Annotated in this window: 25 protein-coding genes; 5 read left to right on the forward strand and 20 right to left on the reverse strand. The window is 50.0% G+C overall.

Annotated elements, in window-relative coordinates:
* Positions 1–25: 25 nt before the first annotated feature.
* From WFK81_RS10760 to WFK81_RS10805, 10 genes are all read right to left on the reverse strand, one after another.
* Complete coding sequence (locus tag WFK81_RS10760; protein ID WP_442956051.1) at positions 26–1,291, reverse strand: FAD-binding protein; 1,266 nt, start codon at positions 1,289–1,291, stop codon at positions 26–28.
* A 118-nt stretch (positions 1,292–1,409) separates the two neighbouring features.
* Complete coding sequence (locus tag WFK81_RS10765) at positions 1,410–1,775, reverse strand: hypothetical protein (protein WP_336786383.1); 366 nt, start codon at positions 1,773–1,775, stop codon at positions 1,410–1,412.
* Between the two features lie 109 nt (positions 1,776–1,884).
* Positions 1,885–2,724 (reverse strand): DegV family protein, encoded by an 840-nt coding sequence (locus tag WFK81_RS10770; protein ID WP_336786384.1) that lies wholly within the window; start codon positions 2,722–2,724, stop codon positions 1,885–1,887.
* 209 nt (positions 2,725–2,933) lie between these two features.
* Positions 2,934–5,999 carry a discoidin domain-containing protein gene (locus WFK81_RS10775; protein WP_336786385.1) on the reverse strand — a complete coding sequence of 1,022 codons (3,066 nt, stop codon included), beginning with the start codon at positions 5,997–5,999 and terminating at the stop codon, positions 2,934–2,936.
* Between the two features lie 209 nt (positions 6,000–6,208).
* A complete protein-coding gene (locus tag WFK81_RS10780) occupies positions 6,209–6,664 on the reverse strand; it encodes a hypothetical protein (protein ID WP_336786386.1) in 456 nt (151 codons plus the stop codon).
* Between the two features lie 183 nt (positions 6,665–6,847).
* A complete protein-coding gene (locus WFK81_RS10785; protein ID WP_336786387.1) occupies positions 6,848–7,240 on the reverse strand; it encodes a DUF350 domain-containing protein in 393 nt (130 codons plus the stop codon).
* Entirely contained in the window at positions 7,237–7,887 is a 651-nt protein-coding gene (locus WFK81_RS10790; protein ID WP_336786388.1) for a signal peptide protein, read from the reverse strand. The genes WFK81_RS10785 and WFK81_RS10790 overlap by 4 nt, the downstream gene beginning before the upstream one ends.
* Positions 7,862–9,094 carry a glutathionylspermidine synthase family protein gene (locus WFK81_RS10795; protein ID WP_336786389.1) on the reverse strand — a complete coding sequence of 411 codons (1,233 nt, stop codon included), beginning with the start codon at positions 9,092–9,094 and terminating at the stop codon, positions 7,862–7,864. Before WFK81_RS10795 ends, WFK81_RS10790 begins: the two co-directional genes overlap by 26 nt.
* A complete protein-coding gene (locus WFK81_RS10800; protein ID WP_336786390.1) occupies positions 9,091–9,792 on the reverse strand; it encodes a hypothetical protein in 702 nt (233 codons plus the stop codon). Before WFK81_RS10800 ends, WFK81_RS10795 begins: the two co-directional genes overlap by 4 nt.
* Positions 9,793–9,812: 20 nt before the next feature.
* Complete coding sequence (locus WFK81_RS10805; protein WP_336786391.1) at positions 9,813–10,049, reverse strand: hypothetical protein; 237 nt, start codon at positions 10,047–10,049, stop codon at positions 9,813–9,815.
* 194 nt (positions 10,050–10,243) lie between these two features.
* Here WFK81_RS10805 and WFK81_RS10810 point away from each other — a divergent pair, with 194 nt between their 5' ends.
* On the forward strand, positions 10,244–10,891 hold the full coding sequence (locus WFK81_RS10810; protein ID WP_336786392.1) for an SIMPL domain-containing protein: 648 nt from the start codon (positions 10,244–10,246) through the stop codon (positions 10,889–10,891).
* A 96-nt stretch (positions 10,892–10,987) separates the two neighbouring features.
* On the opposite strand, the gene WFK81_RS10815 is transcribed toward WFK81_RS10810, so the two are convergent.
* The 9 genes from WFK81_RS10815 to WFK81_RS10855 form a co-directional block, all read right to left on the reverse strand.
* Positions 10,988–11,821, reverse strand: coding sequence for a carbohydrate ABC transporter permease (locus WFK81_RS10815; RefSeq protein WP_336786393.1), 834 nt, complete (start codon positions 11,819–11,821; stop codon positions 10,988–10,990).
* A 21-nt stretch (positions 11,822–11,842) separates the two neighbouring features.
* Positions 11,843–12,733, reverse strand: a complete 891-nt coding sequence (locus WFK81_RS10820; RefSeq protein ID WP_336786394.1) for a carbohydrate ABC transporter permease — start codon at positions 12,731–12,733, stop codon at positions 11,843–11,845.
* Between the two features lie 86 nt (positions 12,734–12,819).
* Entirely contained in the window at positions 12,820–14,274 is a 1,455-nt protein-coding gene (locus tag WFK81_RS10825; protein ID WP_336786395.1) for an ABC transporter substrate-binding protein, read from the reverse strand.
* Between the two features lie 239 nt (positions 14,275–14,513).
* Entirely contained in the window at positions 14,514–15,464 is a 951-nt protein-coding gene (locus tag WFK81_RS10830) for a hypothetical protein (RefSeq protein WP_336786396.1), read from the reverse strand.
* Positions 15,465–15,642: 178 nt separating this feature from the next.
* The gene (locus WFK81_RS10835) at positions 15,643–15,936 is read right to left on the reverse strand and encodes a hypothetical protein (protein WP_336786397.1); all 294 of its coding nucleotides are present in this window, start codon (positions 15,934–15,936) and stop codon (positions 15,643–15,645) included.
* A 114-nt stretch (positions 15,937–16,050) separates the two neighbouring features.
* Complete coding sequence (locus WFK81_RS10840) at positions 16,051–17,910, reverse strand: ABC transporter ATP-binding protein (protein ID WP_336786398.1); 1,860 nt, start codon at positions 17,908–17,910, stop codon at positions 16,051–16,053.
* Complete coding sequence (locus WFK81_RS10845) at positions 17,894–19,648, reverse strand: ABC transporter ATP-binding protein (protein WP_336786399.1); 1,755 nt, start codon at positions 19,646–19,648, stop codon at positions 17,894–17,896. The genes WFK81_RS10840 and WFK81_RS10845 overlap by 17 nt, the downstream gene beginning before the upstream one ends.
* Complete coding sequence (locus WFK81_RS10850; RefSeq protein ID WP_336786400.1) at positions 19,645–19,986, reverse strand: hypothetical protein; 342 nt, start codon at positions 19,984–19,986, stop codon at positions 19,645–19,647. The genes WFK81_RS10845 and WFK81_RS10850 overlap by 4 nt, the downstream gene beginning before the upstream one ends.
* A gap of 186 nt (positions 19,987–20,172) precedes the next feature.
* Entirely contained in the window at positions 20,173–21,096 is a 924-nt protein-coding gene (locus WFK81_RS10855) for an EamA family transporter (RefSeq protein WP_336786401.1), read from the reverse strand.
* A 325-nt stretch (positions 21,097–21,421) separates the two neighbouring features.
* On the opposite strand from WFK81_RS10855, the gene WFK81_RS10860 reads away from it, so the two are divergent.
* The 3 genes from WFK81_RS10860 to WFK81_RS10870 are packed head-to-tail and all read left to right on the forward strand — an operon-like array spanning position 21,422 to position 24,049.
* Positions 21,422–22,420, forward strand: coding sequence for an ABC transporter ATP-binding protein (locus WFK81_RS10860; protein ID WP_336786402.1), 999 nt, complete (start codon positions 21,422–21,424; stop codon positions 22,418–22,420).
* Positions 22,417–23,220, forward strand: coding sequence for an ABC transporter permease (locus WFK81_RS10865; protein WP_336786403.1), 804 nt, complete (start codon positions 22,417–22,419; stop codon positions 23,218–23,220). The genes WFK81_RS10860 and WFK81_RS10865 overlap by 4 nt, the downstream gene beginning before the upstream one ends.
* Positions 23,210–24,049, forward strand: coding sequence for an ABC transporter permease (locus WFK81_RS10870; protein ID WP_336786404.1), 840 nt, complete (start codon positions 23,210–23,212; stop codon positions 24,047–24,049). Before WFK81_RS10865 ends, WFK81_RS10870 begins: the two co-directional genes overlap by 11 nt.
* Before the next feature lie 167 nt (positions 24,050–24,216).
* Here WFK81_RS10870 and WFK81_RS10875 read toward each other — a convergent pair whose 3' ends face one another.
* The gene (locus WFK81_RS10875) at positions 24,217–24,507 is read right to left on the reverse strand and encodes a DUF3817 domain-containing protein (protein ID WP_336786405.1); all 291 of its coding nucleotides are present in this window, start codon (positions 24,505–24,507) and stop codon (positions 24,217–24,219) included.
* Positions 24,508–24,677: 170 nt separating this feature from the next.
* Between WFK81_RS10875 and WFK81_RS30970 the strand changes: the two genes are divergently transcribed.
* Positions 24,678–24,815, forward strand: coding sequence for a hypothetical protein (locus WFK81_RS30970; RefSeq protein WP_442956040.1), 138 nt, complete (start codon positions 24,678–24,680; stop codon positions 24,813–24,815).
* Positions 24,816–25,482: the final 667 nt, after the last annotated feature.

Raw genomic sequence — 25,482 nt, forward strand, 5'->3', positions numbered from 1 at the left:
GGCCATCCCTTTTCAATCAAACCAATCATTTCGCCATAACATACTCATTAATGAAATCGTTACGGAATTTCCCGTCCGGATCGCATTCCAGCATCAATTCACGGAATTCCGGCAGCTTCTCAAACAGCGATTGGACTCGCTCAGCAGGCATCGTAAATACCTTGCCCCAATGGGGCTTTGCGCTAAACTTCTCCAGCTTGGCTTCGATAAGCGGCAGCACCTGCTTCACGGCTTCCCAATCCGGTTTCCAAGTAAAGTGGAAGCCAACGGTGTCCTGCTTATAGCTTGGACTTAACCACAGTTGATCCGCAGCAATGGTGCGAATCTCGGAAATAAACAACAGCGGGGCGATCTGCTCGCCAAGCTCGCGGATTGCGCAAATCGCTTCAAAGGCATGCTCACGCGCCACAAAATATTCCGTTTGCAGCTCTTCGCCGGCACTCGGAGTGAAATCCATGCGGAAATGAGGCAGACGCTCATGCCATGGGCCCGGCACGCCAAACTGCTCGCTGCAGTTTTCGGCGGTTTGCTCCGGCACCGGATGGCGCTTTGCTTCCGCAAGGCTGGCCCCATAAAATTCCGCTTGCGCATCCCCTGCAGAGCCCTCTTGGACCAATCTCTTCTGCCAGACTTGATTAATGGCAGAGCCCTTCCAGTCCGTAAAGAGACTGACGCTATATGCGCTGGAGTAAATAGCGTCAAAGTTATTCTCGAGCTCTGCCATTGGGAGTAGATCATAGATGTATTGACTAATTTCAAAAGATGGCTGAATATCCAGCGTAATGGCCGTTACGATGCCTAAAGCTCCTAAGCCAACGACGGCTCCATTAAACTTTCCATCCTTGTCATCCCGGGTAAATACGGCGATGGTTCCGTCCGCTTTAACAATTTCAAGGGCATAAACAGCCGTTGCCAGGTTTCCGTTCCGGTCACCGGAGCCATGGGTTGCCGTTGCAATAGCTCCCGCAATCGTAATATGCGGCAGCGACGCCAGATTATGAAGCGCGTAGCCCTCCCGATGCAAATATTCGCCCAGATCCCCGTAACGAATGCCGCCTTCTACCTTAACGCGGTTATTTTCCTTATCCAACTCAAGTACGCGATTCATCTTCTGAAGCGACAACAGGCTTGCGTGCGAATCCGCGATCCCGTTAAAGGAATGTCTCGAGCCTAGTACTCTCAGCTTGCTGTTTCGGACAACAATCTCTTGCACTTGTTCCACATTCTCCGGATAAAGATATTCCAAGGCATTATACGTGTAATTGCCTGCCCAATTTTTCTCTTTTGCCACAACCTGCACTCTCCAGTCATTCAAGATGATAAAGCCTACTTATAGTCATTAACCGTCAGCGCTTCTTTTCCTGCCCCGGAAAAAAATAAAAAACCGGCCTCAAGGACCGGTTATATCTTTACAGCATAAACGCCTTCAATTCTCCGCGCTCAAATACCGCTTCGAATTCGTCTTCGTCCATCTGGTTTATTTCATCAATACGCGCAATAAGCAGCCTTCCCGCTTCAAGGAGTTCTGGCCGATACTCAAAAATCCGCTCGATCTCTTCGGTTAGTCTTGCCGCTGTCCATTCTGTTGCTGCTTCCGTGCCGGTTACTTGATCAATAGTCCATTCACGGCTCTGAAAGCTGAAGCTAAGCCTTGCGTTTATCCTCTCTTCCAAGCCTTCAAGCTGCAGTACCAACGTATTATCCAGCATTTGCAAGCCCTGAGGCAATGCATGATACTCAAAGCCCTTCTCTATTAACGAAGAAATACGGATCAATCCAATCGACTCCCCCCATAAAACTCGTCAATATAATACCAAATATTCGCGAAAAATCAACAAAATTCGCCAAAAAAAGCTGCCTCTACTATTAGAGACAGCCTCTTGTTTACTCCGCGCAATACATAAAGCCTATAGCCCCCGGGCCTGTATGGGTCGTAATAACCGGAGTTGCCGGGCGTATCCGGACTGGCGTTGCCGTGATCCGGCTAATCTCTTCGCGCAGCCGCACGGCTAAGGTAAGATTATCGGCATGCGAGATTCCGATCTCGGTTATTTCCTTGCCTTCGGTATCGCTCTTGAATCGTTCCATTAAGCTCTTAATAATCTGGGATGAAGTCCGGACCTTGGTTATCGGGGTATACACGCCTTCCTGCAACATCGCAATGGGCTTAATGCTGAGCACCGAGCTGATCCAGCCCTTTGCTTTGCCGATTCGGCCGCCCTTTACAAGATTTTCCAACGTATCCACGACAACTAATAATGAAGTGTTCTCTAACATGCTTTTTAATCTCATCTTAATTTGCTGAACGGTGTGGCCTTCCCTAGCAAGCTTCGCCGCTTCAATGACTTGAAACCCAAGCGCCTGGGAGATCATTTGAGAGTCGATTACGACAACATTGCTGGCGGACATCTCGGCTGCGGCGCTAGCTGACGCAAAGGTACCGCTCAGACCGCTTGTCATATGAATGGAAATAATGGTGTCGCCATCCTTGCCAAGCCGGTCGTACGTATCTAGGAATACGCCAACGGCTGGCTGCGAGGTTTTCGGGAGCTCTGAGGCCGTTTTCATTTTTTGAATAAAATCAAGCGGAGAAATCGTTACGTTATCTTCGTACGTCTCCCCGTCAACATATACCGACAGAGGAATCACCTCCACTTCATGCTGTTCGAGCAGTTCCTTAGGTAAATCCGTTGTGGAATCGGTAACAATCCTGATGCCGGGCATAAATAGCCTCCTAAAATGAATTATCACCAGAATGACCGTTATTCGGTCATCGTGATGATTCATACTTCGTAAGCATGTGCTTATTAAAAATAAACTTGTGAACAATACGTAAAGCTATGAAAATGGTTTCATAATTTTTTAATGGAATATAAAGGTAAAAAGAAACAACCCAGCTAAGCCAGCCGGGTTGTTCTTTTCCTGCTTATAAATCACCAGTTATTGCCTGAACCGGTTACGGTAAAGCTGCTTGAGGTATTGGAAAACTTGCCGGATGGCGCGCCGTTCACCGTATTATTGTTAAAGACGGAGCTGCCGGTTGCCGTTCCCCGGATATACACCCCGTAAGTTCCTGCATTGGTAATCGTGTTCGAAGAATACGTGACCGAAAGGCCTGGAGCCGGTTCTTCAATAAAAATACCGCTGTAGATGCTATCCTGAATCGTATTGCCGGATACGGTAACCGTCAGGTTTTGGGCTTTGCCCGTATTATTCAGCCAATATGCCCAGATCGCGCCGATTTGATAGCCGTAATCTTTATGATAGGAACCCGTCCGGATCAGTACGTTATCTTGTATAGTCAGCGTCCCAGTCATCGATGGAGGATTAAAGTTGGTTCCAAACGAAATCCCCGAACCGTTAACCACCGTATCGGTCAGCAGATTGCCGATCACCTTGTTGTCCTTGCCGCCGTAAATGGCAATGTTGTTCGCGAGAGTAGGAATTTGAACCGTATTGTAACTGAACGTATTGTTCGTGTCCAGATAAGTATCCGACCACATTGCCAGTCCATCGTCACCGCTGTTGCGGATCGAGTTATTCGTTACCGTTGTATTGGATGTCCCGTAATGAAGATTCAGTCCGTCCGCCCAGACGTCACGAATTCGGGAATTCGAGATCGTTGCGTTATTCGTCTGGTTGGTCAGCCAGAAGCCTACCTTCGCATGCTCGATCCACAGGTTTGTCAGAGTAGAATTCGTTCCGTTGCCCTCTATGCCGGATACGCCGTTATAATCATCGCGGATGATATCGCTCGCGCTGATTTTGAAGTCGGAGATCGTAACGTTTCCGCCTCGAAGGTACAGCCCCGCATAGTTGCCGGACAAAGTCGAATACCAGATGCCCGCGCCTTTCATCGAGATGCCGCTGTCGAGGTAAAGCCTGGTGCCGCTGCCGTCATAACCCGCACCTTTATTCCCGTTATTCAAGGTAAATGTACCTGCCGGTATCCATACGCCTTTATAAGTTCCGCCGGAATTTTTCACCGCGTTGATGGCGTTATTGATTGCTGTTGTATCATCCGCACCGTCATTGGCTACGGCACCGTAACTGGTGATGGATACATAATCGGCCGGCATCGTTAGTGCAGCAGGAATCGCTTCCGTTTCGATCAGGTCGATTGTGACATTGGCCGTTGAGCTGAAATTCAGGTTTGATGCATTGCGCTGCAGCTTGATAACCGTACCTGCCGGATACTCCTGATTCAGCGCAACCGACACTTCGTCATACAAATGATGCGGAGTTGTTGGCGCTGCGTTTGGATTATTCGACCAACGGATCTCCCCGCCTTCGGTTCCCCAAGCCCCGTAGTTCCAGCTGTATTTGGACGTCAGATTGATATCTTTGAACAACGTGCCTCCAATGTACATGCTGATGGCCGAATCGATGCCTGTTCCCGCCGCGTTATCCGGAATGGAGTAACGGATCGTTACGCCTTTTGCCGCTCTCGCTAATGTAAACTGCACGTATTGACCAGCTGCCGTAAGCTGCACGGCCTTCCGGCCGGAAGCTTCCGATGCAAGGCTGCCAAAGGTCGTATTTGGCCCCGCAACGGTTCCCGTATACGTCACCAACTCAGCTTCGTAAGTGTCATAAGGCATTGTTGCCCCATAAGTTCCGGCTGGCGGAGGAGTGACCGGAGGCGTTTCCACAATCGCTACATCGATTTTGTCGATATTCACATTGCCGGTGTCGGTTGTATCGTACTTGTACATAATGGTATTGTTGCCGGCATTCAAGGTGACCGTATCGGCTTTTGTACTCCATGTATCCCAGTTTGCGGTTGCCGGAAGGGAAGTTTGCAACGCTTTTGTTCCGTTCGTATAGAGACTAAGCGTTTGCGCTGCCGTCGAACCGTTTGCATATTTTAACGTAACCGTATAGCTGCCTGCAGCTGCCGCGTTTACATTAAAAGTTGCCGAAGCATTTCCTTTATTGGAATCAATAAATCCTCCAACAAAACCGGATCCGCTGTAACCCGCGTGATCCGTTGCAACGGAAGCACCGCCGGACAATACGGCTGCCTCTGCTTCATAGGTTCCGGCCGGAGAATCAGGCGGAGTTACGACCCCCCCGCCTCCGCTTCCATATACCTCAAGCTCAGAGACCTGCCCGCCTGTAGAACCGGAGTTCGCGGTAAAGTTTACTCGGATGTATCTGGCTGACGTTGGCGTAAAAGAAAGCGCAACCATATTGCCGGAAGACGGTTTAAACGTGTACGTATTGGAAGCTGCAACGGTATTGAAGGTATTATTATCGGTGCTTGCCGCGATAGATAAAGTCTGTGTTCTCGTTCCCCAAGAAGCCGGAAGCTTGAGGACAACGGAGTTTACGCTTTGCGCGCTTCCGAGGTCTACTGTAAGGGTGTTTGGATACGAGTTGGCTGCACCTTCGTAATAAGTGGAGGCGTTTCCGTCCACGGCATTGGTTGCGGCGAACCCGGAGTAATTATTGTTCGATGCAATCGGCTTGTTCAGTGCCAAGTTCGTTTCGGATCCAGTTGAGGTATCGCTGACGACGATATTGTCCAAATTCACATTGCCGGAGTCTGCGGTATCGAATTTATAAGCGATTGTATTGCTGCCCGAATTCAAGGATACGGTCTCGGTTTGAGTAGACCAGGTATTCCAGTCCGCCGTAGCCGGCAGCGAAATTTGCTTCAGCTTCGTGCCGTTGACGTACAAGCTTAATGTTTTCGCCGAACCTGTTCCGTTTGAATATCTTAACGCTGCGGTGTAGCTGCCAGCGGTACTGACACTTACTGCAAAGGCTGTTGCCGCATTGCCTTTATTCGCATCCGTATATCCTCCAACAAAGCCGGAGCCGGTATAGCCAGTATGGTCGGACGCAACAACCACACCGCCGGAACGGGCTGCCGTCTCGGCTTCGTAGGTGGCGGATGCTGCGGATACAACCGCGGAGTAAGGCAACTGAAGAACCAATAAAGCCAGGGTGAGTACATAAATGAACATCTTGCTGATTCTTGTCTTTCTGGGCATAAGAATACCTCCAATGGTTTAGGGTCTGAACCGTTAACGAACGCTTCCTCCTCCCCTGTAGGCTGACTCCATAAGCCATTGTAGAAATCTCCTTCCATCCCGGACTACCACGCCAGTGACTTCTAAGGTAAAAATTGTGACCTCGAGAAAAGAAAATACCATCTATACGCCAATTCTGCGTGTAGATGGTATTTGGATTTACATAGGAGTTAGTTTTGTTCCTCTTTCTTAAAAGGGTCCGTTTCGTTCCCCTTCCCGTCTAAATAAACGGAAGCTTCACCGTCACTGTAGCTCCAATAAAGATTATGATTGATCTCAAAAAGATGAAGATTCATCTCATTAGACGCTTGATTAATCTTATATCCCTTGCGCTGAAGCGAATCAATAATCTCTTCGTACACTACCGGCAGCTTCTCCTGCCTGACTTCCCCCGACCTATCAAAAATCACCGCATATTGCTGCCCGCTTTTATCTTCAGCTACCGTAATAAACGGACTCGAGAAATAGGGAAGCGGGGCAACCTCGGCTAAATTTAATTCCTGCAGCTTCTCGGCATATCCATCCGGTATAAACAATTTATCGCCGATGGCCACGTCATGATTAGAGGAACAGCCTGCTATAATAATAGTGAATACCAATACTAACATCGGCCATATTTTTATCATCCTAACTCCCGCCTCTCCTGCATAGGATCATGAATCTATAACGAACGCAGCATCCCAATAGTTACAGAATTATTTTCCATTTGCGCTTGTCTTCATTAGCTTTTTACTGGAGAAACTGAAATCCATTCAAAATAATAGGTATAAATAAAAACAGGCAAGGGACCTTCTCCCTTACCTGTTTTTCTAAATAATCAGGCTGCTGACAGCAAAGCTTGTTCCTATAAATACGAAGCACAGAAGCGCTCCAATGGCGATATTCCCCTTTTGCAGATGCTCGGAGATTCTGATACCCGGCGTTACAAGCTCGAAGATCCAATAGGACGCCACGAGAATGAAGTATCCCACCAGGAACCACAACATCATATTCCATATCGACGTATTCGTATAAGCCGCAACGCCAACGATCAGTGCCGTGGACAAAAACTTCCCGCCAAACGCGAGTCCTACGGCCATATTCCCTTTCTTTAATTCCTCCAGATCGTTAAACGGCGTCATCAAGCTAAATAACAGCATACCGGCCAGTTGCAAAATAATAATGACGATAACGCTAACAACAAGATTGATTACAACGGTCACTGCGCCCACCCCCGGAATTTCGAATACACCTGATCATAGTTATCGTACAAATGAACCTGCTCAATCGTTACTTTAACCTTGGATTTCGATTTGAGCTGCGCATATTTCTCGTCGCTGATCGGCTGTTTCACGACGTTGCCGGACGGCAGCGCGAGAACGGCAAACTCGCGTGTTTTACCTGCATTTTCCGTCTTGTATACACCAATTAGGTCAACTTCCGTTTGAATCGATTCCTTTAAGCTGCCCAGGTCTGCCAGAGCGCTCTTCTCATCCTTAAATGATTTCAACGTGTCCCAGGAGGACAGCTTGATCTGGCTGCGTCTATCATCGTCCGTTGTTAACATCGCATCCATGTATTGAAGAATCCATACCTTATCTCCCGTTGCATAGTTACCGTCATTAGGAAGGAGCGTATTGTCCGGAATGATCGTCATATCGCTCCCGACGAGATCGCCAACCTCCTCTTCAACGACCCGGTAATCCCACGGCACATTCCTTACCGGATGAACAGGAGTTGCGGAAGCAACGGCCGTATCTTGTGAAGACGTGTAGTTACTGGTGCCATACACGTAATCCGAATTGTTCGTGCATGAGCTCAGGATGAAACAAAACAGCAATGCACTAGCGATTATCGTTAATTTCTTCATCGGGTTCCAACACTCCAATCGGGATAAAATGACTTGAATTGCCGGTAATAGGTCCCCCGGCGCGCCCAAGAAGACCGGCCGTCTCTCCGTTAATCATAAACATGCCAACCAAGAGGTGCAGCTCTCCGGCCGCGGTGCGGATACGGGACAGCTGGGTTCTTTTTTGATACACAACAGGAAATAACTCGCTTGTATCAAACGCTTCTTGATCCTCCATCTCTAGCTCGCCCGACCGATCGAACATCTTGACCGAACCGCCTTCGCGTCCAAACATCGATTTGGATACGAAATCCCCGTCAAATACCGGCTTGTTGTATGTCGGCAGCATATACCGCTCGATCATTTCGCGTTCATGTTTATCAAATAGAACATCAAGCTCATATAATCCCCATGCCGCGGCTTGCAGACCTTTCGATTGAAGCAGAATGCTATGAACGGAATTGAACAGGTGCAAGTAACCTTTCTCTATCGCATAAGCCAACGCTTCTCCCCCGTCGTCATGCGCCATCCATTCCTTCGGATAGAGAGCAAACATTCTATGGATCGGTTTTCCTTGCCCGTTTTTTAAAATACCGTCATCCACCCACAGGTTTAAGCAATCCTCCAGTTGGACGTTTAGACCGCTATGCTTAGCTAAGGCTTCTATTGTCCCGGAATCCTCCAAATGCGAGCCGTAAGCGACGCAAGCAACAGTATCCGGCTTCTCAATCCCCCAGGCGGATGCGACTAACTGCTTCATTTTACCGTTAACGCTTCGGATCCCGGCCAGCTCGCACAACCACGGCGTTGCGATAGACGCTTCTACGTAACCGGTAGGCGTATCCGCGTTTAACTCTAGCATCTTGATGCTTCCGTCAGGCGAAATGGCATAATCAAATCTAGCGTATCTGCTCATAACTCCCTTTTCCGGTATAGGCAACAGATCTATCAAATCCCATAATACAGCCGGGATGCCGATCAGCTGGTATAAGTCATGTTTGCCGTGTATGTATCGCGCGGTTTTGTCCAGAATCAGCCATAGCTCCCTTGAGGCTTGTTCAAGCTCTTCGTAAATCGAACGGTCCATTCCAACCGCCTGATCAATCCAGTAGGTCTCCGACTCGAGATCCGCCCAGGTAAATCCCATTTCCTTCAGAATCTCAACCTTACGGGCCCGGTCTGTATCCGGCTCTCCAATTACCGTGAATACCTCCGTTGTAATCGTCATCCTCCAAAACCTCCCGTAGAAATAGAGCTGGAATGAGAGCTGGAGGAGCTTGAAGAGGAGCTGAATCCGCTGGATTTGCCTCCGATGCCTCCAGGCGAAGACGAGGTCGAACGGCGGGTAACCGAACCGGTGGAATTGGAGGTCTTAGGCGGCGATACCGTTGAACCTACAACCGGCTTGTTCTGGAATTTTCCGTTGGAATAGCTTTTGGGCTCATAAGGGCGGGTGCTGCCGTAATAGTAGGAACGATGGGAGGATGCCCAGGTTTGCGAAGAATACGAACTGCCATTGTTGAACAGCAGATGATAAAGCATCAGGTCGTCCCAGCCAAAACCGGACGATTGATGAACAATCGTTGTACTCCCGCCGGAACCGCCGCCGGCCGTTACTTGAGGACTCTCTTGCACCGCTTCTTTGTCCAGCTCTTTATCCGATGGCAGCGGCAGATTCCAGTCAACGGCAGGGTCATAGTAACGCTTGACGGCTTCGCTTGACCATTCAACCAGCTTGGGACCCGTTGTGGTACTGGATACCGCAGGGGTTGAAGTAGGAGATTCGGCCGGGGTTGTTGTTCCCGCATGAGCCGGTACGGCTGCCAGATTAGCCAGCAAAGCGATACCGAGCGATGTGGTTAGAACCTTAAGAGGAATCCCTTCTTTGACGGACTTTAACGAATCCTTTTTATTATCTTCCTGCATATCAAATCCCCTCTTTCCGTCTATTTATGATTCATCTTTACAACCAGGAGCTCGAGCTGCGCGGCGTCCAGGTTAAGCTTCCCTTCAAGCGTCTGATACTCCTCGCCATGAACGGTCAAATAATTGACATGTTCGAGCGCTGCGATCATGGAGGCATCCCACTCCCGGTCATCCATTTGTTTTATGCCCTGCCCAGAATCTTTTACAAACAGAACTACCCGCATCTGTTTACTTGCCCCTTTCAGTTGGATGTTCATTGTATACGACGATCGCAAAACGACGTTTCAATTTTTTGGAAGCATAATATTTACTCCTAAAACATAAAAAACACGATCACTCTAAACGCGATCGTGCTTTATTAGCTCAGTACGATTAAAAATCCGAAACATCTCCCTATGGATAAACGTCTATATTGTATTAGAGATTGCTTAGAGATGGAGGTCGTTGGGTCATGAAGGAACAAGCACAGACCTGCTGTGATTTTACAATCGAGGTTATGGGAGAAGGGGTGGCAACAGCCGTACCGGACGAAACCGTCGTCACTCTTGGGGTTTCGGGAGAAAGCGAAAGCCTGGGAACGCTCCAGACCGATCAGGCCAAATCGATAGAGGCCATTATAAATGCAGTGCTTGCCCTCGGCGTGCCGCGGGAGAGCATCTCCACTGCGCAATACTCGATAGAACCGCAATATGATTTTGTCGACGGAAAGCAAGTTTTTCGGGGATATAGAGCGGTACATCTGCTGCGGATTACCATTGACGGGGCGAAGGATGCGGGGCGCGTCATTGATGCGGCAGTTGCTCAAGGAGCCAATATGGTATCCGACGTAACGTTCCAATCCTCTCATGCGGACGAAGCCCGGCGAAAGGCATTAACGCTGGCCGTTCGCGATGCCGAGGCGAAGGCGCTTGCGATTGCCGCTACACTTGGCGTCTCCCTCTCTTCTGTTCCTTGCAAGGTTATGGAGTCGCCGGGAAACCGATTCGAGCCGGTCATGTTCAAAGCCGCTTCCGTACCCGCCGGCGATGTCGGCACCACCATTGAACCCGGAACCTTAACGTTTAAAGCATCCGTAAGAGTATGGTATGTATACGGCTGATTAAAAAACGGCGGCGCGAACAAAGTCTCGCACCGCCTTTATCATCGTATTTAATATACCTTTTTCATCAACTCAATTACTTCATCCAGCGTAAGACTACCCCTTCATTCCGCCCTGCATGCTGAAGCCTTTGGACATAAAGCGCTGGGATAAAATATACAGTACGACGGACGGGATGGCGTACATAACCGAGAATGCGGCCAATTTTCCGTAATCAGCCATGCCGTACTGCCCAAAGAACTGATAGATCTTGAGAGATGCCGGGAATTTCTCCGGCGATTGGAGCAGGATATACGGCACGAAGAAATTGCCCCAGCTGCCGGAGAAGGTGAAGATCGCAACCGTGCAGATGCCGGGGATCATTAGCGGGGCAACTACCTTCCTTATGCCGACAAACACGGAAGCTCCATCGATCCATGCCGCTTCTTCAAGCTCCGAGGGCACGGAATCCATGAAGTTTTTGAGCATCCATATACCGTAAGGCATCGCCGAAGCGACGAAGAAAAGGATGACGCCAAAAATATTGTTGTACAGCTTCAAGGTAAGAAACAGCTGATACACCGGTACCATCACGGCGGTAATCGGCAAGGAAGTCATGAACAGAATCGTCAGCATAAATGGCTTCTTGTATCTAAGTTGATAACGCGACAACGGATAAGCCGCCAGAAGTCCGAGGATAACGACCAATACAGCTTGGCAGCCGGACATCAAGAGGCCGATAAGATAGGCGCGCTGATTTTCTTTGTTCGTGAGGACATCCACATAATTGTTCCCCGTCAGATGGGTAGGCGTCTTAAGCGACTGCAGCGCGTTTGTATCAACGGATGCTACAAGCACCCATAGGAGCGGCAGCAGAAAGCAAATCCCAATGACCGTTAATATGGTATAGGGCAGCAACTGATAGATCCATTTGCGTTGTTTTGCACTCATACAATTGTTCTCCTTGTCCGTTTACTCTTTCATTGAGCGGATATAGAACAAGCTTAGAATAATGCCGATAAACAGCAGCAATAAGGAAATGGCCGTGCCGTAACCAAGCTGGTAATTGACGAATGCCTGATTGTACATAAAGATCGGCAGCGTGGTTGTTGACGTTCCCGGCCCCCCGCCCGTCATCGCGTAGATGAGGCCAAACACGCCTAATGTCTGCAGCGTAACGAGCATTGCGTTGGTTGTGATCGAGTCCTTGATATACGGGATGGTTACTCTTGTCAGTACCTGCCATTTCGAAGCGCCGTCCACTATAGCAGCCTCTTCAATTTCGCTAGGCACATCATCCAGCGCAGCTTGGAATACAAGCATGGAAAACGCTGTACCATGCCAAATATTAGCCAGAATGATCGTAATCATCGGTACCGTGTACAGCCAGGTGACCTCGGTGAAGCCGAATGAGGTCAGAATCGCGTTAAGCGTTCCTTCATCGGCGAAAAAGCTGTACAAGCATAACGCGCACACGATTTCAGGCGTAACCCAGCCTGCCAATACGATGGTGCCAATAATTCTCCGGAACCATTTGTTTTTGTTTTTCATCAATAGCGCAATCAGGAAACCCAAGACCTGCTGGCCAATAACAGCCGAACCAATCAGGAATACGAGCGTATTCCATATACTCGTCCGAACCGTAGGATCCTCGAACATGCGCGAATAGTTATCCAAGCCGACAAAAGTCAGATTCTTGGCCGCTTCACCGGTAAGCGCCAGGTTGGTGAAGGAATAGAATACGGTCAGCAGAATCGGATAAATAAAAAACACAAGCATAATGGCCACGGAGGGCAGCAAAAAATACAGCCACGTCCATGTCCGCTTTCGCTTCGCCACGCCATTTAAGGCTATACTGCTCATTCTCGTCTACCTCCTCCGCCTTCAGAAAAGAAGACTTGCTCAAGCAGCCGCGTCTCTGAGGAAGTGCTTGAGCAAGCCGTTTTCTATTATTTTTCTACCGTCTTATCCGCGCCGACGATACGCGTCACATCCTGCGCGTATTTGTTCGCTGCATCCTTCGGCGACGTGCCGGAGGCAACGGATTCGACCATCGTCTGAATTTGCGTCGACACTTCCGGATATTTATCCTGCGCCGGGCGGAACTCCGCATTTTTCAGATAGTCGGTTGCGATTTGGTTAAACGGCATTTGAGTATATTCCGGATCCGAGCCCACGTCCGCGCGAACGGTAATATTACCCGATGCGATAACCAGCTTTTTCGAATTTTCTTTGTTCAAGGCGAATTTGATTACATCCCACGCTTCGTCTTTATGCTGTGCGTTCGCAGGAATCGACAATGCCCAGCCTCCAGCGAGCGTAATGGAGCCAGGTGCCTGACCTTTGCTAGTTGGCATTGGCGCAAAGCCGAGGACATCCTTGTACTCCGGCCATGGAGCGGCGCCGCCGTCCAGATAGTTGCCGGTAATCCAGGAGCCGTCGAGCGAGATCGCAAGCTTCCCTTGCGGCAAATATTCACGGGTAGCCGTATTGCCCGCTTGACCGTTCAGAACCTTCGAGAGCGGCGGTCCAAGCTTTTCTTTGTTTATCGTTTGAATAAACGTGAGCGCATCGTTAATGCCTTGGCTCTTCGTAATCCATTTGCCGGTAGCGTTATCGTACAGTCTCTCGCCTGTGCCGTAGAGAAGCATTTCGTAAGTCTGCATGGAGGTCGCTTCGCCGGTTGCCTTGCCCATGTTCATCCAGATTGGCACGACGTCAGGCAGCTTGCTCTTGATGGTTCTGGCTGCATCAAGCACTTCATCCCAGTTCTTTGGCGTCCACTCTTCCGGCAATCCCGCTTTTTTGAAGAGCTCTTTGTTATACCAGAGACCCCTGGAATCCGTATTGTAAGGAACGCCGTACACCTTGCCGTCGCTTGCGGTAACGCCTTTTTTCAGCGCTTCGATGAAGGAGCCGTTCGTCCAGTCCTCCCATGCGCTTACTTTATCGTCCAGAGGCGTCAGATATCCCGCGCTAGCGTCGGAGTTCAGAATGAACGTATCCTCCGTTACGATATCCGGCGCGGTATCCTTCGACTTGAGCGCAAGAGCAATTTTGGCGAAATAGTCTCCTTCGGACGCCTGGATTGGAGTTGCCTTAATCTCTATGCTTTTGTCAGGGAAATTCGCAGCAAGCTCTTGAATCCATTTGTACATGACGCCTTGCTCGCCAATGCCGTCATCGCGATAAGTAATCGTAATGACCTTTTTCTCCGTATTCCCCGTTGTGCCCCCGTCGTTTGTTGGACCGGCATTCGTCTCTTTTGCGCCTGTGTCAGCCGAAGTACTTGGACTGCTGCTTGGCGTGTTTGTGTTGTTCGCGTTATTCGAACAAGCAAACAGCAAAGTCGAACACAGAACAAGCGATGTGGAAATGGACCAGAATCTTTTACCGCGAGCCATCGTAATCCCTCCCTATTAGTCAACCACCCTTGGTTAAGCGCTTCCATGCGGTTATAATTCATAGATATTTATCTGCCTCCGCCTTTATTCAATGAAAATCGGAAGATTCGACTACAAGATTACGACATAACACTCTGTTTAAATGACTTCCGAAAATCGCTTCAATTAATGGCGCAACATGGCATGAAAAAAAGAGCTCCGGCACTTGTCGTCCGGAACTCTGGATTAACGATCCTTTTTTAAGAATAAAGCTCAATATATGCGGCTCTCCGCTGCCTTATCGATTGCTGCCTGCCTTCGGATGCTCTCACTTCATTATCCAAGCTTACAAGCAGCCCTGTCGCTTCCGATAGCTGGGACTCTACTTCGCTGATGGAAGATTTGATTTGACCTTGAACCACCCAATCCGTAATGAAACTATCAAAGAAAAAGTCGGCGAACTTGTCCATTGCCCCAATTCCAACGGATAGATCTGCCGTACGTTTCAGATCTTTCAGCTCCATCTGAAGCTGACGAAGATGGTACTGGGCTTCATGAATATAATCCTGAGCATCATCTATTCGGGAATGCTTGATGGAGGTGCTGATTAATCCTCCGCCAAACATATCATGCGTTCCCCAGTCTTTCGCAGAATCAAGCTTCTCGCTTGCGTTGCTTAACGCATCAACCAATTTTCTGCAGGCAGCCGCCGCTTCGCGCAGCTCCCTCGCTTCCGCCTGCTCCCGGAACAATTGCTCATCCAGCTTGGATAGCTCGGAAGAGGCCTCCGTAACGGATCCGCGCATATATTGCTCCTTTTGCAGAAGCGTTTGGTTATAAAGGTCAGCAGCATCTTGCACCGCAGCCAGCTTTGCCGCCACCTCATCCCTCTCCTGCTCCAGCTTTTCGCTAGCCGTGTGGGCCTCCTGCAGCTTAAGAGCAGCAGCGAGCGCTTCCTGCTTCTCCTTCTTCAGCCGTTCTTCCTTGTTCCCCAGTATACTGGTTATTAAATTAGTCCAGGATTTCCGCTCGAGCTTGTTAACGTCCTCTTGTTCTCTATTGAAATCGGCTGTTAAAATCACGATTTGATTGGCTGCGTTCCGAAGCAACCGCTGCAATTGTTCATGCCTGCGATCCAAATACTCTTTCTCGGAGGCCTTTTCCCTTCGTTCCTCTAACTCTTCATTCCATTCCTTCAGCGAACCCGGCATTCCGCTTCACCCTCCCTATCGCGACAACCGTTGCTCGAAGCTCCCATTCGTTGAGCTCGTTGATAGATTCTTTGTAACGGTTCATCCATTCCACCTCTCATACTACTCTACCATAAATTTCTAATAGGTTACAAAAAAACACCGTGATGTACCCAAGCGGATACTCACGGCGTGTCTATTAAGCGGCCAGTTTCACTGGATTTCTCGCAACATATTTGCCGAACAAGAAACGTACCAGCGGTCCCATCACAATCAATTGGAGCGGAAAGGCGAGCATGTAATTATGAAGGACAATCGTGAAATAATGCTTGATTAACGATCCTTCTCCCAAGCTGTCCGCCAAAGAAGAACTGATCAGTCCATAGAGCGACATGCTAAGCACCATCCCCGTTACCATGCAGAAGGCAAGCGCCAAGATCACATACAGTTTCTTTGATTTATCATACGGCAGCGCGACCACGTATACGCACATCTAATACAGCCCTTTTTACTGTAGCAGCTCAACGTAAGCCACCTTCGGTTCTAGCCCGCAAAAAAAGCTGAAGCCCTCTTCCTAAGAGGCTTCAGCTTTTTTACTTTCGCGGGGTTAAGGTATCGTCTGCGCTTCCGGCGAGGTTTCTCCCAAGGCTGCCGCCGCCTCGCCTTGCGAGTGGCGGTACAACTCCTCGTACACGCCTTGCCGCTCAATCAGCTCGGCATGCGTTCCCGATTCGACGATCGTTCCGTGACTAAGCACGATAATCCGGTCCGCGTGCATAATGGTGGACAAGCGATGGGCGATCACGATCGTCGTCCGTCCTTCGGACACGACCTGCAGCGCGCGTTGAATGAGCTGCTCCGTCTGGGAATCGAGGTTCGCCGTCGCTTCGTCGAGAATCAGAATCTTTGGACGGAACACGATAATCCGGGCAAAAGAGATCAGCTGCCGCTCGCCGGCGGACAATCCGCTGCCGCGTTCGGACAGCTTCGTCTCGTAGCCGTCCGCCATTCGGTTAATCAGCTGATCCGCTCCGACAAATTCGCAGGCTCGGATAACGTCTTCCCGGGAGATCGACTCGTCAAACATCCGGACGTTGTCGATAATGCTTCCCGCGTACAGATAAGGCTCCTGCTGTACCAGACCTACAATCCGGTGAAGCTCCGCCTGCGGGATATGCCGGACATCATTCCCGTCAATTTGGACGCTGCCTTCGTTCACGTCATAGAACCGGCATAACAGACTCATCAGCGAGCTCTTGCCCGCGCCGGTCGTCCCGACAATACCGACCATCTCGCCTGGACGGATATGGAGATCAAGTCCGCGGAAGATGGGAGTGCCGTTCCCATAGCTGAACGAGATACGGTTATAATCAACACGACCCTTTACGGCGTCATGGTTTATTTTCACAGGTCTGGCCTCGTCTTTGATTTCGGGCTCGACATCGAGAACGCCCCAAATCCGGTTAACCGCTACCGTAGCCGACTGCAGCGTATTCCACTGCTGGGTAATGGCGTTAATCGGCTGGAAGAACTGCCGGATGTACGTGATAAAGGCGTACAATACGCCAAATTCCATCGTATGCCCAAGCACCGCCTTCCCTCCGGTCCAGACAACAAAAGCAATGGTCAGATTCCCAAGCAGATCAAAGGTTCGGTTAAAAGTAACCGCCGTACGGATCTCGCGGACATTAGCCTTGAAATAATCCTCGTTCCGCTCCTTGTACAATTCGCCTTGCGCCTTTTGCTGATGGAAGACTTGAATCAAGCTCATGCCCGCCAGATTCTCCGCCACAAACGCCACAAGACGGGACAAGCGCGTCCGCGCCATCTGATAAGTCGTTCGCATGAAGGACCGGAAACCAATGGCGATAAGCGCAATAATCGGCAGCAGAAGCAGACAGTACAGCCCTAGCGTCGTATCCAGATAAAACATCATAACCAGAATAGAAACCAGCGTTAGGCCATCCCTCAGCAGGGTCAGCAAAACCTGGTTAAAAAATTGGTTAACCGCCTCCGTATCGCTGGATACATGCGTAATGAGACTGCCGCTTGAAGTTTTATCGAAGTAGGACATCGAGAGCTTGGTAATATGCTCAAACAGTTGTTTCCGGATTCGGGCTACGATGCTTTGGCCGGCATCCTGCAGCAGGTTATTTTGCAAATAAGTAAACAACAAGCTTGAAAGGGATAAGCCAAGATAGATCGCACAGATCACAATCAAGCTGCCGTAATCGTTCTTGCCGACCATCAGGTTATCGTCGATCGCGATTTTTACCAAATAAGGCTGGAACAGCTCGGAGGCAATCGCAATAATCGTACAGATGGCTACCAACGTAAACGTCTTCCGGTGCGGGCTAATATAAGATCTCAGTATGCGAAAAGCGGACTTGTATTGCGGCTTAGGCTGCTTGCCATTGCCATTGCCGGCCTTCTGGTCCATCTGCCAGTTATTAACGGCTGTCGGCATATTGGCTTCCCTCCTCTTGAATCGCATGGAGCTCGGCATAAGGTCCAGGTTCCGCAAGCAGCTCCTCATGCCTGCCCCGCTGAACGATCTTCCCTTCATCCAATACGATGATGAGATCCGCATGCTTTAAAGCGCTGAGCCGGTGCGCGATAATAATGGTTGTTTTCCCTTGACGCTCGTGCTGTATCGTGTGCACAATCTCGGATTCGGTCACCGCGTCAACCGCGCTGACGCTGTCATCCAGGACCATAAGAGGCGCCTGCATGATAAAGCCGCGCGCCAGACTTGTTCGCTGACGCTGCCCGCCGGATAACGTAACGCCCCTCTCTCCCAGCTTCGTCTCGAAGCCTTCCGGGAACTCGGCAATATTGTCATAAATCCGTGCCTGCTTGGCAGCCGCGTGAATCTCGCCTTGCCCCGCCTGCCGTCTCGCAAAGGCAATGTTCTCGCCAATCGTTGTGCTGAACAGGAAGCCGTCCTGCGGGACGTATGCAATCTGCGTGCGCAGGCTCTCAAGCGTAACCTCCCGTATGTCCGCGGATCCGATATGGATGGCGCCGGCTGGCGGATCGTATACCCGGAGCAGCTGCTTGACTAGCGTGGTTTTGCCGCTGCCCGTACGCCCTACGATGCCAAGCGTCATTCCAGGCTGAATAACCAGATCAATATGCTGGAGCGAAGGCTGGGAAGCACCGGGATAAGCAAACGTCAAATCCTTCATTCGAATCGGAGTTGCCGAGAGATCAATCGTTGTCGCATGATCGGTCTCCACAATATCCGGCTGAACCGCGATTAATTCGTTAAGCCGCTGCAAGGATGCACGCGACCGCTGAACCGTATTGATAACGTTGCCAATTTGCTGCAGAGGGTTCATCAGCATCCGTACGTACAGCGTTAGCGCAACGAAATTGCCAAGCGAAATATCCCCTTGTATCGTTAAATAACCGCCGTAGGCCAAGGACACAATGAGTGACAGGTTGCCAAGGAAAGGCACCGTTGCCTGGAACAGCGAGCTGATCCGCACCAGCGACAGCTGGTTGGTCTTAATCTGGTCGACCTTGGCGCCAAACCGCTTAATCATAATAGGTTCCACTGCAAACTTCTTCGTCACGCGGATACCGCCAAACTGCTCCTCCGCCGATTCCGTCATCGTGCCAAGCGCCTCCTGCACTTTGCGGGAACGCTGACGGATAACGGGACCAAACTTGATGACGATCCAAGGAATGAAGAGGAGCGGTCCTACGGAAGCTGCAATGAGATAGAGCGGGATATCGCTAAGAATCATGGCTCCTATGCAGGAGACGAGCAGCATGGAAGCCATAGCCGTCTGGTTGATGCCCATGGAGATGGATTCGCGGACGCCGGTTACGTCGTTCATGAAGTAGTTGAGCATCTTGCCGACGCCGTTCTTCGAATAGTAGTGCTCGCTAAGACCGGAAAAATGAGTAAATAGACGACGACGGGTCATGTACTCGAACAACCGTCCGACGTACATGACAAGGTATTGACCGTATCCTCCCAGCAGGGCATATCCCGCTCCAATCAGAACGAGCATCAGGCTGTAATGCACAACATCCTGGGAGCCAAGCGCTCCCCCCTTCAGCTTATCCGTAAAGTCCCCAAGCACCTTCGGAAAATAAGCGAATACGATACTGGCTGCCGCATGAAGGGTAAACGATCCGAGATAAATAGGCCAGGTCTGCTTGAAATACGGTTTTAAAACGCCTTCTGACTTCAAGACTCATCACTTCCATTAGCGGATTCGGAGCTGCTCTCTCCCCCAGCCGCGGCTTCTTCGGAAGGAATATCCTCCTCGGGCAGCTCGTGCAGCTGAAATACGTGAATAAACTCTTCCATAATGGCTTCCGTCGCCTTCAGTTCTCCGCTGATTACCGGTTTAATCGCTTCGAAAGCCGGATCATTCAGCTGGCGTTGCAGCGTTGCGCGGGTAATCGTAAGCTTTTCCAGGAAAGCAAGCGCCCTGCCGCGCCGGAACGTTTGCGCCTTGCCACCGTCCCGATTCTTGCACTCCTCCTTGAAGGGATGCCTGCCTCGGTGTCCTTGCCCGTTACGCATATGTCTATGCCTCCTTTAATCGACGTATACATTCGTATACATTTAACTTTATGTATACAAATGTATACGCAGCACAAAAGACTGTCAAGTTATAATTTTCAAATAATTTACAATCGATTCTCAGGAGCGCAGAAAAAAGCGCCATCCAGGTTCGAGAACCCAGATGGCGCTAAGCTGTTTCTTTCGTTAAGCTATTAACCGCAAGAATAAAATGCCGCCAAACGCGCATGCCATTCCGGTTACTTCAAGCCTCGTGAAGCTTTCCTTCACCACAAACCGGGTATAGAGCAGTACGATCAATACATTCAAAGCGGTAACTGCGGATACCAGCCCTGCCTTGCCATGATCAAAGGCCGTGACAATCATCATCATGCCTAACGCGTTGGTTGTGCCGACCAGCATTCCCGTCAGGTAAGTGCGGCGTTCACTCCACGTTTTGCCCGGATTCCGGCCATCCTCGGCGGCAGCTGCCACGGTTGCTTCCGCTGCTTCAGCCGCGGCAGCCGGGCCGTAACTCCTTGCCGCAAGTCGGTCCTTCAGCCACCAAATGCCATAGCAAATGGAGCCGGAGGCAAACATAAAGAACAACGTTGGGAACAGCGGCGCCTCAAGCTTGGTTGACCAGGATCCGGACAAGTCGTTGCAGGCGAACATGACGAGAGACAGAAGTCCCCACTGCGCGCCTTGAAGATTTTTGAGCGACAAATCATTGGAGTAACGGACAAGCAAAATCCCCGCCACGATAACTACAAAGGCGGCCAGCTGGGTATATTTAAGCGCCTCTCCCCACATCAGGTAAGCCCCTATGACAACCAGCACGGCAGGAAGTGCCGTAATAATCGCGACAAGCGATGCTTTTCCGACGGCAAAGCCCTTGAACATGCTGGCATTCGCCACAAAGGAAAACACGCCCATCTGAATACCCACCAGGGCTGTCGTCGGCCAAGGCTGACCGGACCATACGGCTGTAATGCCGCATATTACTGCCCCCATCGAGAACGCGCCGCATAGCAGCACGGTCCGGCTTAACGGAAGCTGGCTCGTATAATGATACAATATTCCTCTTAATCCAAAGCATAGGGCGGCAAGCCCTGCAAATACAATCCACATAACGTAAACGGTCCCCTTCCCATTCTCCTAATCTTAGACAGGAAAACGCCAAGTGGCAATGCTCTTGCAGGATAAAATTTCGTAAGCAAAAAGCTGTTGCCACACCTGACGTATCATGTTAATATGTGGAAAACGTTTTTCGGAAGGGCTTCTAGGGATCCGACTCCATCAGGATGGCGAACCAAGCGAAGCCGGCTTGCGCGGGTAGACGCCAAGCTACACCGTGAGGAATAAAAGACCTTCGGAAAGTTCCGCCTGCAAGACTAGGGCGAGACTTTGCGAAGGTCTTTCCTTTTTGCGGGAAATTAACTAAGGGGTGAGCAGAGTGAGGTCTATCGAGGTTGAGCAGTTGGAGAAGATCTTTCAAATCAAGAAAAAGCAAGCCGGACTTATGGGCAGTCTCAAATCGCTGATTAAGCCGCATTATGCGGACAAAGCTGCCGTTGAAGGCATTACGTTCTCCGTTGATCAAGGAGAAACGGTCGCTTTCCTCGGGCCAAACGGTGCGGGCAAATCAACAACGATCAAAATGCTGACCGGCATTCTGCATCCAACCTCCGGAAAGGCGGAAGTGCTGGGCTGTTGTCCGTGGACGGAACGGTCAAAGCTGGCTTACCGCATCGGCTCCGTATTCGGGCAGAAGTCGCAGCTGTGGTACCATCTCCCGCCTCTTGATACCTTTGAGCTGATGAGCCGGATTTATGAGCTCCGCCGGGAGGATTACAAGGCGCGGCGCGACAATCTGATCGAACGGTTCGAGCTTGGTCCTTACTTGAATATCCCCGTGCGGAAGTTGTCCCTAGGCGAACGGATGCGCTGCGAAATTGCCGCTTCTCTCATTCACCGTCCGCAGGCTCTGTTTCTCGATGAGCCAACGATTGGACTGGACGCTGTCGTCAAGCAAAGAATCCGGGAGCTGATTCTGGAGATGAACCGCGAGGAAGGCACGACGGTCTTCCTTACCTCCCATGATGCCGGCGATGTCGAGAAGCTATGCGAACGCGCGATTGTGATTAATCATGGAGGACTTGTATTTGACGGACGGGTCGACTTCATGAAGCAGCAATTCCTGACGCATAAAACAATTCAGCTCCTTCTGGAGGATGATCCGGGCCAAATGGCGCTTGAAGGCGTAGAGGTGCTGAACCGGGACGGATCGCGTTTAACGCTTAGCGTCGACACTGGATTGACATCGATCGAATTCGTCCTGTCCGCCTTAATGGCGAGCCGCCGGATCGTCGACATGACCGTGCAGGATCCGCCAATGGAGGATATCATTACCCGAATGTACGGAACGTTCCAAAGAAAGGAGGCGGCGGGATGATCAGCTTGTCAAAGCCGGCCAAATATATTTTTATCGGCAAAATCACCTTGCGCAACCAGCTTGCATACGTCGTTGATTTTGTAGTAAGGTCGCTCTTTCTCCTTTTGATCTTATATATTTTTATGCAGCTGTGGCAGACAACTTATGATGGCGTAGGTACGGCGACGATAGCCGGATACTCGTTCAAACAGATCATGTGGTATCTCGTGTTAACCGAATCGATGGTGCTTGCTTCGCCTAGCCTCAGCACCCGGATTGAGGAGGAAGTCAAAAGCGGGGATGTCGCCTTCAAGCTTATCCGGCCGGTCAGCTTTCTGGCGTTTCATTACGTCGAGTACATGAGCGAGGTTGCTATCCGGTTTGTCATTAACCTGCTGCTAGGCTCGTTCATTGGGCTGCTGCTGGTCGGATTACCTCCACTGGGAGCCGGAATTGCGTGGTTGCCCTTATTAGCGCTTGGCGGATTCACCGTTAATTTTATGCTCGGGATGCTTATCGCTTTAAGCGCGTTTTGGGTAGAGGAGACCCGGGGTCTTGAGTTCGTGTACAATAAAATCTTATTTACCGTTGGCGGGATGCTGATGCCGCTGGAGCTGTTTCCGGAGACGCTGCAGAAGATCGGGCACTGGCTGCCTTTTCAGGCTATCGTCTATTTTCCGGCCCGAACGGCGGTTGGCATGTTTCACGGGGAAATTCTCCGCATGCTTGCGGTTCAATGGTTCTGGGCGGCAATGTTTGGGGGAATCGTATGGTTTGTTTATCGGAAAGGGGTGCGGAAGCTGAATGTTAATGGAGGATAACAAGGGCCTGGTAAACATATCGGAGCATGACCAGCCTGGCCGGCTTCGCCGCCTGCTCCTGTTCACGACGGCAAGCTGGAGGCTCAACTTGGCCGGAGCAATGGAATTTCGCTTCAGCTTCCTCCTCACGGTAGGCACGATGATCGTAAACAACATCGTTTGGATTATTTTCTGGGGGATGTATTTCCGGCGATTCCCCGTGCTCAACGGCTGGACGCTGCAGGATGTCATGATGATGTGGGCGGCTGCTGCCGGGGGCTTTGGCATTATGTCCGTCTTCTTCGGCAACGCGACCCGGCTTGCCAGCCTGATTGCTACCGGACAGCTGGATGTCTATCTGGCACAGCCAAAGCCGGTGCTTCTGAACGTTCTAATCAGCCGAATGTCGGTAAGCGCGATAGGCGATCTCGTGTTTGCTTTTTTTATCTTTATAGGGTTCGGAGATGTCTCGCTGCTTGGCATTATCAAATTTGCGGCCGCGTTATTCCTCTCGGGTCTTATCTTTATCTTCTTCTGCGTGATGGCCGGCTGCTTGTCCTTCTGGCTTGGCAATACCGAAGGACTAAGCTTTCAATTATTTAACGCGCTGCTCACCTTTGCCACCTACCCTACGGGGATCTTCAAAGGCTTTGGCCGAATTATATTATTTACGGTGATCCCAGCCGGCTTCATAAGCAGTATGCCGGTATCGTTCATTCGCGAGATCGACTTACCTTTCGTGTACGGGGCTCTTGGCATGGCAGCTCTCTTATGCGCCGGAGGAATCCTGCTCTTTTATAGAGGTTTAAGAAAATACACCTCGGGCAATATGATGGGACTAAGGCGGTAATGGGAACAAAATATTCGACATACGTAAGATATAGATCAAACCACCGGACATGTCCAGGGTTTGATCTTTTTGCTTAAAGCCGCTGCTGCGTTAGAATCCCTAGCCGCTTTGTTTACATTGAGCCGACTGATAACAGGTACGCTGTCGGGTTATTTACACAAGCGCTTCTAAGCTTCTGCTTTTAATCTTCTTTCCAGAACAAACGGTCCAAATGGCAAAAAAGCGGCCAGTATTGCTCCCGCAATGCGGATCATCTTCCATTTGAACAGAACTGCCATCACCGCAATCGCTACCAAATAAACAGAGAATAAGAACCCGTGAATACCGCCCGTAACCGCAACGGCCTCCGGACTATCGAACATGTATTTCAAAGGCATCGCTATTCCCAATAGAACTAGAAACGAGATGGCTTCCAAATAGCTGATCCAGCGAAACCATGTCCGGACAGATTGCTCCATTCCTACACTTCCCTCCCTTGTCTTCCATCGAGTCTATTACGTATGCCGCCTGCACTACGTTTCCGTATATATCAAAAATTCGTGTCCATTCCATGACCAAATATCTCTTTGCTTTTCTTCACGTGGAGCGGATTAACCACAGCGCACGTAACATGCTGTTCTCTTAAAAAATGGGCCAGGTTCAGCCGGTAGTGCCGGTCGGTTCCATGCCAACGATGACGTCCTGGAACCCTTGCTCCGTCGCAAGCTTTCTGAACCAGCTAACGAACATTTCGAAGAAGTTCTTGTCCAAATACGGCTTTGTATAGAGTTCTTGTCTTGAGCTGACGACAAAAACTTCTACACAATAAATAAAAAAAGCCGCTGTTTATGCGACTTTGATTGTATAGATGTTGTTGTCGTCCGACAAGAAAATAGTCTAGTTTTCCCCTCAAGAGTCCAGCCCATTAATCTTTGTTATAGAAGTCTTTTTGTGTACAAATATTTATATTATTGGATAATTCATTATATAATTTGTTTGCTCGAAAGACGATTTCATTCCCAGTCGGGTTATCCCTTAACAGGGTACCGAACAATTCCCGGAATCGGCGGTTATATCGAGCAGCCATTGTAGCTTGTATAAAGCTCCTGTCGACGAATTTGCTTGCAGCAACGAGTGACTCTTTGCTATTCCTCCTATGATTACTTATTAGTTATCTAATCGACGGTCCCATCGGCGAACCGACCAACCTTTTTCATAACAACCATCCCCTCGCTGAACTAAAAGTGAAATACGCTTCCAGTCACCAGAAGTTGCACATAACTACCTTTTACTTAAACAACAAACCGGCAGCGGATCTCTGATCTGCTGCCGGTTTTGCGAGAGTACCTTCTACTGAACACGGGCCTATATAGCTTAGTCGTTGTATGACTCTTATATATTTTCTGTCTCATTTGCTTATCTAAAAGTTCCAATGGCTAATATAATCGGTCTCA

Origin of the sequence: Paenibacillus sp. MMO-177 (genome assembly GCF_037147795.1) — a bacterium.
Lineage (GTDB): Bacteria > Bacillota > Bacilli > Paenibacillales > Paenibacillaceae > Pristimantibacillus.

Coding starts and splice junctions, on each gene's coding strand:
- WFK81_RS10770 (WP_336786384.1), bottom strand. CDS start 2,724: ATGCCCGGCATCAGGATTGTTACCGATTCCACAACGGATTTACCTAAG.
- WFK81_RS10775 (WP_336786385.1), bottom strand. CDS start 5,999: ATGCCCAGAAAGACAAGAATCAGCAAGATGTTCATTTATGTACTCACC.
- WFK81_RS10780 (WP_336786386.1), bottom strand. CDS start 6,664: ATGATAAAAATATGGCCGATGTTAGTATTGGTATTCACTATTATTATA.
- WFK81_RS10790 (WP_336786388.1), bottom strand. CDS start 7,887: ATGAAGAAATTAACGATAATCGCTAGTGCATTGCTGTTTTGTTTCATC.
- WFK81_RS10795 (WP_336786389.1), bottom strand. CDS start 9,094: ATGACGATTACAACGGAGGTATTCACGGTAATTGGAGAGCCGGATACA.
- WFK81_RS10800 (WP_336786390.1), bottom strand. CDS start 9,792: ATGCAGGAAGATAATAAAAAGGATTCGTTAAAGTCCGTCAAAGAAGGG.
- WFK81_RS10805 (WP_336786391.1), bottom strand. CDS start 10,049: ATGAACATCCAACTGAAAGGGGCAAGTAAACAGATGCGGGTAGTTCTG.
- WFK81_RS10810 (WP_336786392.1), top strand. CDS start 10,244: ATGAAGGAACAAGCACAGACCTGCTGTGATTTTACAATCGAGGTTATG.
- WFK81_RS10815 (WP_336786393.1), bottom strand. CDS start 11,821: ATGAGTGCAAAACAACGCAAATGGATCTATCAGTTGCTGCCCTATACC.
- WFK81_RS10820 (WP_336786394.1), bottom strand. CDS start 12,733: ATGAGCAGTATAGCCTTAAATGGCGTGGCGAAGCGAAAGCGGACATGG.
- WFK81_RS10825 (WP_336786395.1), bottom strand. CDS start 14,274: ATGGCTCGCGGTAAAAGATTCTGGTCCATTTCCACATCGCTTGTTCTG.
- WFK81_RS10830 (WP_336786396.1), bottom strand. CDS start 15,464: ATGCCGGGTTCGCTGAAGGAATGGAATGAAGAGTTAGAGGAACGAAGG.
- WFK81_RS10835 (WP_336786397.1), bottom strand. CDS start 15,936: ATGTGCGTATACGTGGTCGCGCTGCCGTATGATAAATCAAAGAAACTG.
- WFK81_RS10840 (WP_336786398.1), bottom strand. CDS start 17,910: ATGCCGACAGCCGTTAATAACTGGCAGATGGACCAGAAGGCCGGCAAT.
- WFK81_RS10850 (WP_336786400.1), bottom strand. CDS start 19,986: ATGCGTAACGGGCAAGGACACCGAGGCAGGCATCCCTTCAAGGAGGAG.
- WFK81_RS10855 (WP_336786401.1), bottom strand. CDS start 21,096: ATGTGGATTGTATTTGCAGGGCTTGCCGCCCTATGCTTTGGATTAAGA.
- WFK81_RS10865 (WP_336786403.1), top strand. CDS start 22,417: ATGATCAGCTTGTCAAAGCCGGCCAAATATATTTTTATCGGCAAAATC.
- WFK81_RS10870 (WP_336786404.1), top strand. CDS start 23,210: ATGGAGGATAACAAGGGCCTGGTAAACATATCGGAGCATGACCAGCCT.
- WFK81_RS10875 (WP_336786405.1), bottom strand. CDS start 24,507: ATGGAGCAATCTGTCCGGACATGGTTTCGCTGGATCAGCTATTTGGAA.
- WFK81_RS30970 (WP_442956040.1), top strand. CDS start 24,678: ATGGGCCAGGTTCAGCCGGTAGTGCCGGTCGGTTCCATGCCAACGATG.